This window comes from Streptomyces sp. NPDC058231 (genome assembly GCF_042882275.1).
Lineage (GTDB): Bacteria > Actinomycetota > Actinomycetes > Streptomycetales > Streptomycetaceae > Streptomyces.
On sequence record NZ_JBHVWN010000011.1, the window covers coordinates 1 to 13540 of the forward strand.

At 71.0% G+C, this 13540-nt stretch carries 12 protein-coding genes; 2 read left to right on the forward strand and 10 right to left on the reverse strand.

Features of this window, described 5'->3' with window-relative positions; all coding sequences use genetic code 11:
- Positions 1-120 precede the first annotated feature (120 nt).
- From gatB to ACFVXE_RS10610, 9 genes are all read right to left on the reverse strand, one after another.
- Positions 121-1629, reverse strand: coding sequence for an Asp-tRNA(Asn)/Glu-tRNA(Gln) amidotransferase subunit GatB (gatB, locus tag ACFVXE_RS10570; protein ID WP_389670656.1), 1509 nt, complete (start codon positions 1627-1629; stop codon positions 121-123).
- Positions 1630-1645: 16 nt separating this feature from the next.
- A complete protein-coding gene (locus ACFVXE_RS10575) occupies positions 1646-1876 on the reverse strand; it encodes a hypothetical protein (protein WP_389670779.1) in 231 nt (76 codons plus the stop codon).
- 5 nt (positions 1877-1881) lie between these two features.
- Positions 1882-3384, reverse strand: a complete 1503-nt coding sequence (gatA, locus tag ACFVXE_RS10580) for an Asp-tRNA(Asn)/Glu-tRNA(Gln) amidotransferase subunit GatA (RefSeq protein ID WP_389670657.1) — start codon at positions 3382-3384, stop codon at positions 1882-1884.
- A gap of 5 nt (positions 3385-3389) precedes the next feature.
- A complete protein-coding gene (gene gatC, locus ACFVXE_RS10585; RefSeq protein WP_015036350.1) occupies positions 3390-3686 on the reverse strand; it encodes an Asp-tRNA(Asn)/Glu-tRNA(Gln) amidotransferase subunit GatC in 297 nt (98 codons plus the stop codon).
- Positions 3687-3966: 280 nt separating this feature from the next.
- Entirely contained in the window at positions 3967-6036 is a 2070-nt protein-coding gene (locus ACFVXE_RS10590; RefSeq protein ID WP_389670780.1) for a putative bifunctional diguanylate cyclase/phosphodiesterase, read from the reverse strand.
- A gap of 371 nt (positions 6037-6407) precedes the next feature.
- The gene (gene ligA, locus ACFVXE_RS10595) at positions 6408-8603 is read right to left on the reverse strand and encodes an NAD-dependent DNA ligase LigA (RefSeq protein WP_389670658.1); all 2196 of its coding nucleotides are present in this window, start codon (positions 8601-8603) and stop codon (positions 6408-6410) included.
- Positions 8604-8632: 29 nt separating this feature from the next.
- Positions 8633-9658: a methionine synthase gene (locus ACFVXE_RS10600; RefSeq protein ID WP_389670659.1), complete on the reverse strand. Its 1026-nt coding sequence runs from the start codon at positions 9656-9658 to the stop codon at positions 8633-8635.
- A gap of 125 nt (positions 9659-9783) precedes the next feature.
- Positions 9784-10473, reverse strand: a complete 690-nt coding sequence (locus ACFVXE_RS10605; protein WP_389670660.1) for an SDR family oxidoreductase — start codon at positions 10471-10473, stop codon at positions 9784-9786.
- Between the two features lie 28 nt (positions 10474-10501).
- Complete coding sequence (locus tag ACFVXE_RS10610) at positions 10502-11041, reverse strand: TIGR00730 family Rossman fold protein (RefSeq protein WP_389670661.1); 540 nt, start codon at positions 11039-11041, stop codon at positions 10502-10504.
- Between the two features lie 77 nt (positions 11042-11118).
- Here ACFVXE_RS10610 and ACFVXE_RS10615 point away from each other — a divergent pair, with 77 nt between their 5' ends.
- Together ACFVXE_RS10615 and ACFVXE_RS10620 are read left to right on the forward strand one after the other, a co-directional pair.
- Positions 11119-11454 (forward strand): DUF427 domain-containing protein, encoded by a 336-nt coding sequence (locus ACFVXE_RS10615; RefSeq protein ID WP_389670662.1) that lies wholly within the window; start codon positions 11119-11121, stop codon positions 11452-11454.
- Positions 11455-11549: 95 nt separating this feature from the next.
- Positions 11550-12350: an alpha/beta fold hydrolase gene (locus ACFVXE_RS10620; protein ID WP_389670663.1), complete on the forward strand. Its 801-nt coding sequence runs from the start codon at positions 11550-11552 to the stop codon at positions 12348-12350.
- Positions 12351-12374: 24 nt separating this feature from the next.
- Here the strand turns inward: ACFVXE_RS10620 and mnmA are convergent, their stop codons facing one another.
- Positions 12375-13511, reverse strand: a complete 1137-nt coding sequence (gene mnmA, locus ACFVXE_RS10625; RefSeq protein WP_389670664.1) for a tRNA 2-thiouridine(34) synthase MnmA — start codon at positions 13509-13511, stop codon at positions 12375-12377.
- Between the last annotated feature and the right edge of the window lie 29 nt (positions 13512-13540).

Genomic DNA, 13540 nt, shown 5'->3' on the forward strand with positions numbered 1-13540 from the left:
TTGCGGCCGTTTTGGTTTTTCTGCGCATCCCTCCCCCGGCCGCCCTAAAACCAATCCGGGGGCGGCCCCCCGGTCCTCCGGTCCCCCCCCCCCCTCACTGCGTACAGCGGCGGGAAGGGCTCAGCCTTCGACGCCGAGCCTCTCCAGGATCAGCTCTCGGACGCGGGCCGCATCCGCCTGGCCGCGGGTGGCCTTCATGACCGCGCCCACCAGCGCGCCCGCCGCCGCGACCTTGCCACCGCGGATCTTGTCCGCGACGGCCGCGTTCGAGGCGATGGCCTCGTCGACGGCAGCGCCGAGCGCACCCTCGTCCGAGACGACCTTCAGGCCGCGCTTCTCGACGACGGTGTCCGGGTCGCCCTCGCCCGCGAGGACACCCTCGATGACCTGGCGTGCCAGCTTGTCGTTGAGGTCACCGGCGGCGACGAGCTCGGTCACCCGGGCGACCTGCGCCGGCGTGATCGCCAGCTCGTCCAGGGGGGTGCCGCTCTCGTTGGAGTGACGGGCCAGCTCGCCCATCCACCACTTGCGGGCCTGGTCCGAAGGAGCGCCCGCCTCGGTCGTGGCGACGATCAGGTCGACCGCGCCCGCGTTGAGGATCGACTGCATGTCGAACTCGGAGACACCCCACTCCTCACGGAGCCGGTTGCGGCGTACCCGCGGCAGCTCCGGAAGCCCCTTGCGGAGCCCCTCGACCCAGTCACGGGCCGGGGCGACCGGCACCAGGTCGGGCTCCGGGAAGTAGCGGTAGTCCTCGGCGTTGTCCTTGATGCGGCCGGCCGTGGTGGAGCCGTCCTCCTCGTGGAAGTGCCGGGTCTCCTGCACGATCTTGCCGCCGGAGTTCAGCACCGCGGCGTGGCGCTGGATCTCGTAACGGGCGGCACGCTCGACGGAACGCAGCGAGTTCACGTTCTTCGTCTCGGAACGCGTACCGAACGTCTCGGTGCCGTTGGGGCGCAGCGACAGGTTCACGTCGCAGCGCATCTGGCCCTGCTCCATGCGGGCCTCGGAGACGCCGAGCGCCTTGATGAGCTCACGCAGCTCGGCGACGTACGCCTTCGCGACCTCGGGGGCGCGCGCGCCGGCTCCCTCGATCGGCTTGGTGACGATCTCGATGAGCGGGATGCCCGCACGGTTGTAGTCGAGCAGCGAGTGGGACGCGCCGTGGATACGGCCGGTGGCGCCGCCGACGTGCAGCGACTTACCGGTGTCCTCCTCCATGTGGGCGCGCTCGATCTGCACCCGGAAGATCTCCCCGTCCTCCAGCTGGACGTCCAGATAGCCGTCGAAGGCGATCGGCTCGTCGTACTGCGAGGTCTGGAAGTTCTTCGGCATGTCCGGATAGAAGTAGTTCTTCCGGGCGAAGCGGCACCACTCGGCGATCTCGCAGTTCAGCGCGAGACCGATCTTGACGGCGGACTCGACGCCGATCGCGTTGACGACCGGGAGCGAGCCGGGCATGCCCAGGCACGTCGGGCACGTCTGCGAGTTCGGTTCGGCGCCCAGCTCGGTGGAGCAGCCGCAGAACATCTTGGTCTTGGTGCCGAGCTCGACGTGGACCTCGAGGCCCATGACGGGGTCGTACGTCGCGAGGGCGTCCTCGTACGGCACCAGGTCAGTGACAGTCACGGTGAAACTTTCCCTCTCAGCCCAGCAGTACGTCGTCGTCGCCCAGGCGCTTCAGCTCTCGGTAGAGCAGAGCGATGCCGGTGGCGATGGCGGCGGCGGAGACGACGGCGTCGACCAGTCGGAGCGTGTCGTGCTCGGAGCGGGCCCTCTTGACCTGCTTGAGGACGCTGACCGCACCGAAGGCGGTGGTGCCGATGGACAGGTACGTACCGGTCTTGGACTTCTTGAAGCCCTTGGCCTTGGTCATTGCGCTCACAGCGACGGAGCCTCCTCCAGCAGCGGGTGCCCCCACTTTTCCACGAAGGCGGCCTCGACGGCGGCGCCGACCTTGTACAGCCGGTCGTCCTTCATGGCGGGGGCGATGATCTGCAGACCGACCGGCAGGCCGTCCTCCGGTGCCAGACCGCAGGGGAGCGACATGGCGGCGTTGCCGGCCAGGTTGGTCGGGATCGTGCACAGGTCGGCCAGGTACATCGCCATCGGGTCGTCGGCGCGCTCGCCGATCGGGAAGGCGGTGGTCGGGGTCGTCGGGGAGACGATCACGTCGACCTGCTCGAAAGCCTTCTCGAAGTCCCGGGTGATGAGGGTGCGGACCTTCTGCGCCGAGCCGTAGTACGCGTCGTAGTAGCCGGAGCTGAGTGCGTACGTACCGAGGATCACGCGGCGCTTGACCTCGTCGCCGAAGCCGGCCTCGCGGGTGAGCGCGGTGACCTCCTCGGCGGACTTCGTGCCGTCGTCGCCGACCCGCAGGCCGTACCGCATGGCGTCGAAGCGGGCCAGGTTCGAGGAGCACTCGGACGGCGCGATCAGGTAGTACGCGGACAGGCCCAGGTCGAACGACGGGCAGTCCAGCTCCACGACCGTGGCGCCGAGCGACTTGAGCAGCTCGACCGACTCGTTGAAGCGCTGGACGACGCCGGCCTGGTAGCCCTCGCCGGAGAACTGCTTGACGACACCGACGCGCATGCCGTCGACGCTACCGTTGCGGGCCGCCTCGACGACCGGCGGGACGGGGGCGTCGATCGACGTCGAGTCCAGCGGGTCGTGTCCGGCGATCGCCTCGTGCAGCAGGGCCGCGTCCAGCACCGTACGGGCACAGGGGCCGCCCTGGTCGAGGGAGGACGAGAAGGCGACCATGCCGTAGCGGGAGACGCCGCCGTAGGTGGGCTTGACGCCGACGGTGCCGGTGACGGCGGCGGGCTGGCGGATGGAACCGCCGGTGTCCGTGCCGATGGCGAGCGGGGCCTCGTACGAGGCGAGGGCGGCCGATGAGCCACCGCCGGAGCCGCCCGGGATCCGGGTGAGGTCCCACGGGTTGCCGGTCGGACCGTAGGCGCTGTTCTCGGTGGAGGACCCCATGGCGAACTCGTCCATGTTGGTCTTGCCGAGGATGACGACGTCGGCGGCCTTCAGCTTCTTGGTCAGGGTCGCGTCGTACGGCGGGACCCAGCCCTCGAGGATCTTCGAGCCGACGGTGGTCGGCATGTCCTTCGTGGTGAAGATGTCCTTGAGCGCGAGCGGGACGCCGGCCAGCGGGCCGAGCTTCTCGCCGGCCGCCTTCTTCGCGTCGACGGCACGGGCCTGCGCGAGCGCGCCCTCACGGTCGACATGCAGGAAGGCGTGGACCTTCTCGTCGATCGCGTCGATCCGGGCCAGGTGTGCCTCGGTGACCTCGACGGCCGTGAGCTCACCGGAAGCGATCTTCGCGGCGATCTCGGCGGCGGTGAGCTTGATGATGGTGCTGATGTCCGTCATGACTTTTAGTCCTCCCCCAGGATCTGCGGCACCTTGAAACGCTGCTGCTCCTGGGCCGGGGCGCCGGAGAGCGCCTGCTCGGGGGTGAGCGACGGACGGACCTCGTCCGCGCGCATGACATTGGTCAGCGGCAGCGGGTGGGAGGTCGGCGGTACGTCTTGGTCGGCGACCTCGGAGACGCGGGCGACCGCGCCGATGATGTCGTCGAGCTGACCGGCGAAGTGATCGAGCTCTTCGCCCTTCAGCTCCAGACGCGCCAGCCGTGCGAGGTGGGCGACCTCCTCGCGCGTGATGCCAGGCATGCAGCGATCCTCAGGGGTGAGTGTGTGGGTTTTGGCACCAATCCTATGGGGTCCGCCGCGGCCGGAGCCGCCACCCATGGAACACCCGGCTCCGGCCGGGCTCCGCCCTGCGCGTTCCGGGGCCGGTCGGGCCCGTAGGCAGGGAATCCGTCGAGGTGCGGTGCCCTCGCTGCCGCAGGCAGGATCCGCAGGGGAAGTTCGCAGGGAATCCGCGGGGGATCCGGGCGACGGGCGGGCAACCGGATGTCCGGGGCGGGCCTGCCGTCGGCCGTCCGGCCGTTCAGGTGGCCGCCGGGCGGGAGCGGACCGCCCGCCCGGGCGGCAGCTGCTCCAGCTCCGTGCCCCCCGCGGCGGCCGCGGCCGCCGCCGCTTCCAGCTCCGCGGGCCGCCGCCATCCGTGCTCCCCGCGCGCCCGCAGCCAGGCCGTCGTCTCCTGCGGCGGCATCGCGGCGGCCACCAGCCATCCCTGCACCGCGTCGCAGCGCAGGTCCCGCAGCCGCTCCCACGTCTCGTCGTCCTCGACGCCCTCGGCGACGACGAGCAGTCCGAGCGAGTGGGCCAGGTCGATCGTGCAGCGGACGATCTCCGCGTCCTCGTTGTCGACGGCGAGGCGGGCCACGAACGAGCGGTCGATCTTGAGTTCACTCACCGGCAGCCGGCGCAGATGGACCAGGGAGGAGTAGCCGGTACCGAAGTCGTCGAGCGACATCTTCACGCCGTGCGCCGTCAGTCCCGCGAGGGTGTCGGCGGCGCGCTGCGGATCCTCCAGCAGCACGTGTTCCGTGATTTCCAGCTGCAGGGAGCCGGGCGGGACACCGTGCCGGGCGAGCCGGGCCGCGACGCCGCCCGCGAAACCGGGGGTGTGGACGTCGCGCGGCGAGACGTTGACCGCCACCGGGACGAACAGTCCCTGCGCCCGCCACCGGGCGACCTGTGCCAGCGCCGTCTCCAGCACGTACTCGGTCAGGTGAGGCATCAGACCCGACGACTCGGCGATGGCGATGAACTCGTCCGGAGGGACCCGGCCCCGTTCCGGATGCACCCAGCGCACCAGCGCTTCGAGTCCGGCCACCTGACCGTCGAAGCGGACCTTCGGCTGGTAGTGGAGCTCCACCTCGCCGGCGTCCAGCGCACGCCGCAGGTCTCCGAGGAGCCCCAGCCGGTCGGGGGTGTTGCTGTCCCGCTTCGACTCGTACACCTCGACACCGGTACGGTCCCGCTTGGCCTGGTACATCGCCACGTCCGCGCGTCTGAGCAGCCCCTCGGCGTCGGGCGCGTGGTCGGGGAAGACGGCGACTCCGGCGCTCGCCTCCAGCACCAGCGTCAGGCCGTCGAGGTCCAGTGGTGAGGAGAGTTCGGCGACCAGGTGGCGGGCGACGCGCTGCGCGCTGGTGGTGGAGTCAGCGGTCGGGAGCAGTACGGCGAACTCGTCGCCGCCGAGCCGGGCGGCCTCCGCTCCGCGCGGCAGGGCCAGTCGCAGGCGGTCCGCTATCTGCAGCAGCAGCCGGTCCCCCGCCAGGTGGCCCAGGGTGTCGTTGACGGCCCGGAACCGGTCGAGGTCGATCAGTACGAGCGCGGACCTGGCGCCGATGTTCTCGGCGTCCTCCAGGGCCGTCCAGATCCGTTCCAGCAGCCATTGCCGGTTGGGCAGTCCGGTGAGCGGGTCCCGCAGCTGCTCCTCGGCCCGGGCGCGGGCGATCCAGAGGGTGGAGTCCAGGGCGATCAGCGGAACCGCGAAGAGCGGCAGGAGTACGGGGGCGGCCATGGCGACGACGCATATCAGCGGGGCGATCCCGAGCAGGGCGACCGCGACCAGCCCCTGCCGCAGCAGGGCGGTGCGCGCGATGGTCGGCAGCCCGCCACCCTGGGAGGCCCGCGCGTACCAGAGGAGCACCCGGGTGACGAGGAGGTAGGTGGCGGCGGCGAGGAGGACTTCCGGGACGGAGCCGATACCCCAGTCGAGTGGCCGCCAGGGCGACTCGACGCTCTGCACCTCGCCGAACAGGGCGAGCACCAGCGCCGCCGCACCCACCCCCAGGATGTCCACCGCCCCGTGCAGCAGCCCCTGCCACCAGCGATGTCTTCGTGCCACGCCGACGAGCACGACGACGACCAGGCTGACCAGGCCGGCGGCCACCCACCCGTAGAGCAGCAGGACGGCCAGGGTGAGGGCGGCGCCGGAGCCGGTCCCGCCCCACCAGCGGTCGCGCCCGAGGGCGACCAGATGGCCGACGATGATCCCGGTGAGGACGGCGAGCGACCAGCCGGCCGCACCGGCCGGGAAGAGCGCCTGTCCGTCGCTCAAGGTCCCGTAGAAACCGGTCGCGAGCTGAACGGTTGCAATCACCATGACGACGGCGCCCACTCTGGGAGTGAGGCCGAGGAAACCTTGCAGCCGCGACACCGGTGCGGCGCTCTCGGTCGGTTTCATTCCGTCCCTCTCACAGCCGGCGGTGCCGATGTCACCTGTTCGTCCCGCTCCCACGCCACCGGGGCCCACGGACCGTCACACAGCCGGGGCACCGCAGGCGCACGTCTCAACAGTAGGCCGCGAAACGCCCCTACGGGCAGCGCTCTACAGCTCTTGCCCGAATGCGATCCGACCACCCGTCAGCATCTGCTGGATCTGGTAAGCGCCGAACGGGTGAACCGGACGGCCCGGTCGCGGCCTCCGGTCCACCGCGTCCCGGTGCCGACCCCGTCCGGTGCCACCGCCGTGCGCTACTCCTCGGCCGGTCCGGCGACCGGCACAGCCGCCTCGCGTGCGGCGTCAGGCCCCTGTTCGAGCAGGACGGAAAAGCCCGCACCGTCCAGAACCGGAACCTTCAGCTGGACGGCCTTGTCGTACTTCGAGCCGGGATTGTCGCCGACCACCACGAAGGAGGTCTTCTTCGAAACGGAACCGGTCACCTTGGCCCCCCGGCTCTGCAGGGCCTCTTTCGCGCCATCTCTGGTGTGGTCGGCCAGCGTGCCGGTGACGACGACGGTGAGCCCTTCGAGCGGGCGCAGCGCCTCGTCCTCGCCCGTGCCCGCGTCCTCCATCCGGACTCCCGCCTCCCGCCACTTGCGCAGGATCTCCCGGTGCCAGTCCTCGGCGAACCACCGGGTGACCGAGGCGGCGATGACGGGGCCGACGCCGTCGGCCGCGGCCAGTTCCTCCTCGGTGGCCGCCTCGATGCGGTCCATCGAACGGAACTGGCGGGCCAGTTCCCCGGCCGCGACCGGCCCCACGTGACGGATCGACAGCCCCGTGAGGATCCGGGCCAGCGGGGCCTCCTTGGCCGCGGCCACGGACTCCAGCATCGCCACGGCGTTCTTCCTCGGTTCGCCGTCCTGGTTGGCGAAGACCAGGGCGGTCTTCTCCTCGCCGGTCTTCGGATCGCGCTTGGGCAGTCCGCTGTCCATGTCGAGGACATGGGCGCGGATCGGCAGCAGCTGCTCGATCGTCAGCCCGAAGAGGTCGCTCTCGTCCCGCAGTGGCGGCTCGGTGGGCTCCAGCGGTCTGGTCAGGGCTGCCGCCGCGACATAGCCGAAGTGGTCGATGTCCAGGCACTTGCGGCCCGCGAGATAGGCGATGCGTTCACGCAACTGTGCCGGGCAGAAGCGGGCGTTGGGGCAGCGGACGTCGATGTCGGCCTCCTTCGTGGGCCGCAGCTCCGTCCCGCACTCGGGGCAGTGGGTCGGCATCACGAACGCCCGCTCGGTGCCGTCCCGATGATCGACGACCGGGCCGAGGATCTCGGGGATCACGTCGCCTGCCTTGCGGATCACCACCGTGTCCCCGATGAGGACACCCTTGCCCTTCACCACGTTCTGGTTGTGCAGGGTGGCGAACTCGACCTCGGAGCCCGCCACCTCGACCGGTTCGACCTGCGCGTACGGGGTGACCCGGCCGGTGCGCCCGACGCCGACCCGGATGTTCACCAGCTTGGTGTTGACCTCCTCCGGCGGGTACTTCCAGGCGATCGCCCAGCGCGGGGCGCGCGAGGTGGAGCCCAGCCGCCCCTGCAGCGCGATCTCGTCGAGCTTGACGACCACGCCGTCGATCTCGTGCTCGACGGTGTGCCGGTTCTCACCGAAGTGCGCGATGAACTCCCTCACTCCGTCGAGGGAGTCGACGACCTTGTTGTACCTGGCGGTGGGCAGACCCCACTCGTGCAGCAGCTCGTAGGCGTGCGAGAGGCAGTCGATGTCGAAGCCCTCACGGGCACCGATGCCGTGCACCACCATGTGCAGCGGGCGGGCTGCGGTGACCTTCGGGTCCTTCTGGCGCAGCGAACCCGCCGCCGCGTTGCGCGGGTTGGCGAACGGTTTGTCGTCGGCCTCCACCAGCCGGGCGTTGAGCCCCTCGAAGGCCTCCATCGGAAAGAACACCTCGCCGCGGATCTCGACCAGCTCCGGAATCCGCTCGCCCTTCAGCCGGTGCGGGATCTCGGCGATCGTGCGCACGTTGGGCGTGACGTCCTCGCCGGTGCCGCCGTCACCGCGGGTCGCGGCTCGGGTCAGCAGCCCGTTCTCGTACGTGAGGTTGACCGCGAGGCCGTCCACCTTGAGTTCGCACAGGAAGTGGTAGCCGGGTCCGCCGACGTCCTTGGCGACGCGGTCGGCCCAGAGCGCCAGCTTCTCGTCGTCGAACGCGTTGTCCAGGGAGAGCATCGGCTCGCGGTGCTCGACCGAGGTGAATTCCGTCTGGTACGGGCCCGCGACCTTCTGGGTCGGCGATTCGGGCGTACGCAGCTGCGGGTACTCGTCCTCCAGGGCCTCCAGCGCGCGCATCAGTGCGTCGAACTCGGCGTCGCTGACGATCGGCTGGTCGTTCACGTAGTACCGGAAACGGTGCTCCTCGATCTGCTCGGCGAGGAGTGCATGCCGCTGCAGTGCCTCCGCGGGCACTTCTCTCTGCTGTCCGCCGGCCATCGTCCCGTCCTCCCGTTACCCGATCCCCGTCACTCAGGGTTGTCTGCGAGCGATCTCGCGGCCCGGGCGCAGTGGGCGAGCGCGGCACGTGCGTACGCGGGAGACGCACCCGCGAGCCCGCACGACGGAGTGATCACCAGCGACTCGGCGAGAGTCCCCGGATTCAGCCCCAGCCTGCGCCACAGCGTCCTGACACCCATGACGCTACCGCCCGGGTCCGACAATGCGTCCGAAGCCGGGTCGGTGCCGGGGACCACCCCGAGGAAGAGCTGCGTCCCGCCCTCGACCGCCTCCCCGATCGCCTCCTCCTCACGCTCGGTGAGCAGAGAGAAGTCGAAGGAGATACCGTCGGCGCCGGCCCGGCGCAGCAGCGCGAACGGCACGGCGGGGGCGCAGGTGTGGACGACGGTGGCACCGTCCCCGTTCGCCGCCAGGACATCGCGGAGGGTCGCCTCCACCACCTGCCGGTCCACGGCCCGGTAGGTGCGGTAGCCGCTCGCCGTGCGGATCTGCCCGTGGAGCACGCCGGTCAGGGAGGGCTCGTCGAGCTGCAGGATCACCTGCGCGCCGGGCATCCTGCGCCGTACGTCGGCGAGATGGTCGCGCAGCCCCTCCGTGAGGGAGCCCGCCAGATCGCGGCAGGCACCCGGGTCGCCGAGCGCGGCCTCGCCGCCACGTCGCTCCAGCGCAGCGGCCAGCGTCCAGGGGCCGACCGCCTGCACCTTCAGCGGTCCCGTGTAGCCCTGGGTGAACTCCTCCAGGGCGTCGAGGTCCTCACCGAGCCAGGAGCGGGCCCTGCGGGTGTCGCGGCCCGGGCGGTCGCTGATCCGCCAGCCGCTGGGCTCGACATGGCCGTACATGTCGACGAGCAGTCCGATGGTCCGCCCGATCATGTCCGCGCCGGGGCCGCGTGCGGGCAGTTCCGCCAGGTACGGCAGCCCCTCTCCGTCCCCGAACGACCCGGTGACGGTCTTGGCCGCCTCCCGCGCGTCTCCTCCGGGCATCGATCCGATCCCGGTGGCACGGCACCCGCTGAACTTGCTCTTCTCGCTCACGCGGAAAGCCTACGGGCCGGGCCGCAGGCCCGGGACGGGGCGGTGCCGGCGCGGGCCGTGCGCCGGCACCGCACCGTCCCGGGCGCGCGGGTGGTCCGGACCGGTGCCCGGAAGCGTTCTCGCCGTCAGAGCCCGGGGCGGACCGTCAGGTCGTTGACCTCGGCGTCGCGCGGCAGATCGATCGCCATCAGGATCGTGGTGGCCACCGACTCCGGGTCGATGAACCGCGAGGGGTCGTACTCCTTGCCCTCCTGCTGGTGGACCTTGGCCTGCATGGGGCTGGCGGTGCGTCCGGGGTAGACGGAGGTCACCCGTACCCCGTTCGCGTGCTCCTCCTGACGCAGCGAGTCGGCGAGCGCCTTCAGGCCGTGCTTGCTGGCGGCGTACGCGCTCCACTCCGCGTTCGCACTGAGTCCGGCGCCGGAGTTCACGAACAGGACATGGCCCTTGGCGACGCGCAGCTGCGGCAGGAAGAGCCGGGTCAGCTCGGCGGGGGCGACCAGATTGGCGTTGAGCTGGAAGTGCCACGCCTTGGGCGTGAGCTCGCCGACCGGGCCGAGCTCCACGACGCCCGCGATGTGCAGCAACGAGTCGATCCGTTCCGGCAGCGGCTGCTGGGCAAAGGCCCAGGAGAGCCGGTCCGGGTTGCCGAGGTCGCCGACCAGCGTGCGGGCGCCGGGGTGCAGCGCGGCGAGCTCCTTGGCGCGGCCCGCGTCACGGGCCAGCAGCACGAGCTCGTCGCCCCGCTCCAGGAGACGGCGTGCGACGGCTGCGCCGATGCCGGAACCGGCACCGGTGATGAGGTGAGTGGACATGGGCCCATCGTCGCATCCGTCCGCCCGGCTACTGCAGGCCGGACCACTCCTCCAGGTAGGCGAGCGCGCCCACGCCGTCCTCCGCGAAGAAGACCAGCTCGGTGAGGGGGAGCGGCAGGAAGCCCTCTTCCTCCATGCGCAGGAACTGCTGGTGCAGCCCGTCGTAGAAACCCGCGGTGTTGAGCAGGACGACCGGCTTGGTGTGCTTGCCGTGCTTCCTCAGCTCCAGGATCTCGGTGGCCTCGTCGAGCGTCCCCATGCCGCCCACCATGATCACGACGGCGTCGGCCTTCTCCAGGAGCAGGGCCTTGCGCTCGGCGAGGTCCCGCGCGATGACCATTTCGTCGGCGTCGGTCCGGGCCTGGTCGGCCATGAATTCCACGGACACCCCGACGAGCCGCCCGCCCGACTCCTGCACGCCGTCGGCCACGACCTTCATCAGCCCGCTCTCCGATCCGCCCCAGACCAGGGTGTGCCCGCTGCGGCCGAGCAGTTCGGCGAACTCACGGGCGGGGCGGGTGTAGCGGTCGTCTAGGTCGGCGGCGGAGAGAAAGACGCAGATGTTCATGCGTCCACCGTAAGCACCGGCACCGGTATTCCCCGCAGCGGGGGAAGAAATCGGCGTACGGGACGGCTGAACCAGATATGACCTCGACCACAGGACACCTCATCACCGTCGAGCCGGGCACCGAGCATGTGCGCGTGGTGCGCGACGGACAGCTGCTCGCCGAGAGCCGCCGCCCGCTCGTACTGCGCGAGACGGGCTGTCCGGTCCGCTACTACCTGCCGCCGGAGGACGTCCGTACGGAGCTGCTGACCGCGTCGGACAGCCACACGCACTGCCCGTTCAAGGGAGATGCCTCCTACTGGTCGCTGCCGGGCGCGGCCGATCTCGTCTGGGCCTATCCGGATCCGAAGCCCGAAGTTGCCGCGATCAAGGACCACTTCTGCTTCTACGACACCGAGACGGTATCCGCCTGATCGTCAGGAGCGGTTCCGACCTGCGGAATTGAAAAAGTTCAAAAATTTCTCGGGTGGAGCGATGAGTTCGGCCGCGCACCGCGGTCCACCCTGGCATGGACAAGACTCTCTCCGCTGACGGCACTCTGATCGCCTACCGGCGCCAGGGTGACGGGCCGCCCGTGATCCTGGTCGGCGGAGCGCTGAGCACGGCGGCGACCGACGCCCCGCTGGCGTCGCTCCTGTCGGCGCGGTTCGATGTCGTGACGTACGACCGCCGCGGCCGTGGATCCAGTGGCGACAGCGCGCCGTACACGGTCGAGCGCGAGGTCGAGGACCTGGCCGCGCTGATCGCACGGATCGGGGGCCGGGCCTCGGTCTTCGGGATGTCGTCCGGTGGCGCCCTCGCGCTGGAGGCCGCGGCGTCGGGGCTCCCCATCGACCTGCTCGCGGTCTACGAGCCGCCGTACACCCCCGGGCCCGCGGGGCTGATGTTCAAGGCTGTCTGCACGGCCCGGCTGCACCGGCTGCTCTCCGCCGGGAACCTCGGCGACGCCGTCGAGCTGTTCCTGTCCCTGACGGGCGTCGCCCCGGACACGGTGGCCCGGATGCGGCGTGCCCCGCTGTGGCCGGCCCTGGAGGCGGTGGCACACACGCTGGCGTACGACGACGCGCTGCTCGGCGACGGTTCGGTGCCCGCGGCGCGGCTCGCCTCCGTGACGGCGCGCACGATGGTGGTCTGCGGCGGTTTCAGCACCGCGCCGGCACGGCTCGCGACCCGTGCCCTCACGGACGCGGTTCCGCGCGCCCGCCACCGCACCCTGACGGGGCAGATCCGCGAGCCGGCACCCCAGGTGATCGCCCCGGTCCTGGCGGAGTTCTTCGCGAAGGACGTGTACATCAGCCCGGCGCCGTGAGCCGTCGGGCCCCGGGCTGCGGGGTCAGCCGGCCGCGGCCCCGGCCGCGCTACGCCGCACCGTCGTCGCGATCGTCGCCGAGCCGACCACCCGCGTGCCGTCGTACAGCACGACCGCCTGGCCGGGGGCCACGCCCCGTACCGCCTCGGTGAAGGTCACGTTCAGTGTGTCGTCGACGAGCTCGGCGGTCACCTCGGTCTCGCCGCCGTGGGCGCGGAGCTGGGCGGTGTAGGTACCGGGGCCGGCCGGGGCCGTGCCGCACCAGCGGGGCCTGATCGCCGTCAGCGCGGTGACGTCGAGGGCCTCGGCCGGGCCGACCGTCACCGTGTTGTTCACCGGCGAGATGTCGAGGACGTAGCGCGGCTTGCCGTCGGCCGCGGGGTGGCCGATGCGCAGGCCCTTGCGCTGGCCGATGGTGAAGCCGAAGGCGCCGTCGTGGCTGCCGAGCTTCGTGCCGGACTCGTCGAGGATGTCGCCCTCCGCCTTGCCGCCGAGCCGGCTCGCCAGGAAGCCCTGGGTGTCGCCGTCCGCGATGAAGCAGATGTCGTGGCTGTCGGGCTTCTTCGCGACGGCCAGCCCGCGGGCCTCCGCCTCGGCGCGGATCTCGTCCTTGGTGGTGAGGGTGTCGCCGAGCGGGAACATCGCGTGGGCGAGCTGTTTCTCGTCCAGGACGCCGAGCACGTACGACTGGTCCTTGGCCATGTCCGAGGCGCGGTGCAGCTCACGGCTGCCGTCCTCGTTGAGCACGACGGTGGCGTAGTGACCGGTGCAGACGGCGTCGAAGCCGAGCGCCAGCGCCTTGTCGAGCAGCGCCGCGAACTTGATCTTCTCGTTGCAGCGCAGGCACGGGTTGGGGGTGCGGCCCGCCTCGTACTCGGCGACGAAGTCCTCGACGACGTCCTCGCGGAAGCGTTCCGCCAGGTCCCAGACGTAGAACGGGATGCCGATGACGTCCGCGGCGCGGCGGGCGTCGCGGGAGTCCTCGATGGTGCAACAGCCGCGCGCTCCGGTGCGGAACGACTGCGGGTTCGCGGAGAGGGCGAGGTGCACACCGGTCACGTCGTGGCCCGCCTCGGCGGCGCGGGCCGCGGCGACGGCGGAGTCGACACCGCCGGACATGGCGGCGAGCACGCGGAGGGGGCGCTGGGAAGTCTGAGTCATAGCTCCACCAGGGTACGGGGCGACGGGAA

Bases quoted from the DNA above. Each gene is read 5' to 3' on its own strand.
- ACFVXE_RS10575 (WP_389670779.1), bottom strand. From the start codon at position 1,876: ATGACCAAGGCCAAGGGCTTCAAGAAGTCCAAGACCGGTACGTACCTG.
- gatA (WP_389670657.1), bottom strand. From the start codon at position 3,384: ATGACGGACATCAGCACCATCATCAAGCTCACCGCCGCCGAGATCGCC.
- gatC (WP_015036350.1), bottom strand. From the start codon at position 3,686: ATGCCTGGCATCACGCGCGAGGAGGTCGCCCACCTCGCACGGCTGGCG.
- ACFVXE_RS10590 (WP_389670780.1), bottom strand. From the start codon at position 6,036: ATGGTGATTGCAACCGTTCAGCTCGCGACCGGTTTCTACGGGACCTTG.
- ligA (WP_389670658.1), bottom strand. From the start codon at position 8,603: ATGGCCGGCGGACAGCAGAGAGAAGTGCCCGCGGAGGCACTGCAGCGG.
- ACFVXE_RS10605 (WP_389670660.1), bottom strand. From the start codon at position 10,473: ATGTCCACTCACCTCATCACCGGTGCCGGTTCCGGCATCGGCGCAGCC.
- ACFVXE_RS10610 (WP_389670661.1), bottom strand. From the start codon at position 11,041: ATGAACATCTGCGTCTTTCTCTCCGCCGCCGACCTAGACGACCGCTAC.
- ACFVXE_RS10615 (WP_389670662.1), top strand. From the start codon at position 11,119: ATGACCTCGACCACAGGACACCTCATCACCGTCGAGCCGGGCACCGAG.
- ACFVXE_RS10620 (WP_389670663.1), top strand. From the start codon at position 11,550: ATGGACAAGACTCTCTCCGCTGACGGCACTCTGATCGCCTACCGGCGC.
- mnmA (WP_389670664.1), bottom strand. From the start codon at position 13,511: ATGACTCAGACTTCCCAGCGCCCCCTCCGCGTGCTCGCCGCCATGTCC.